Genomic DNA, 521 nt, shown 5'->3' on the forward strand with positions numbered 1-521 from the left:
CTGTCGATCGACGCCTTCGCGCAGGGCAAGGCGCGCATCAACATGCAGCTCGGCTGGATCCCCAGCGTCAACCAGATCGGCGAGGTGGTGGCCAAGCGGCTGGGCTTCTACGACCAGGAAGGCATCGAGTTCGCGATCCAGCCCGGCGGGCCGAACATCGATGGCGTGGCCATCGTGGCTTCGGGCCGATACGAGGTAGGCCAGGTTTCTTCCAGCCCCTCGGTGATGCTGGCAGTCTCGCAGGGCCTGCCGATCAAGTGCTTCGCCGTTGGCGCCCAGAAGCATCCGTTCACCTTCTTCTCGCTGGCCAAGAATCCGGTGCGCAAACCCGCCGACCTGGTCGGCAAGAAGGTCGGCATCCCCTCGACCGCGGCCATCCTGCTGCGCGCCCTGCTGGCGAAGAACAAGATCGCCGAGAAGGACGTCACCATCATCACCGTCGGCTCCGACCTGGCGCCGCTGCTGACCGGCCAGGTCGACGTCGTCACGGGCTGGCTCACGAGCACGACCGCACTCAAGGC

Annotated in this window: 1 protein-coding gene; it reads left to right on the forward strand. The window is 66.0% G+C overall.

Annotated features, from left to right (window positions below; all coding sequences use genetic code 11):
- Positions 1-521, forward strand: a 521-nt coding sequence (locus AC1DY5_RS58275) for an ABC transporter substrate-binding protein (RefSeq protein WP_478123133.1), incomplete at both ends; no start/stop codon positions are given.

The sequence above is a fragment of the Variovorax sp. P4_D9 genome, from assembly GCF_056401695.1.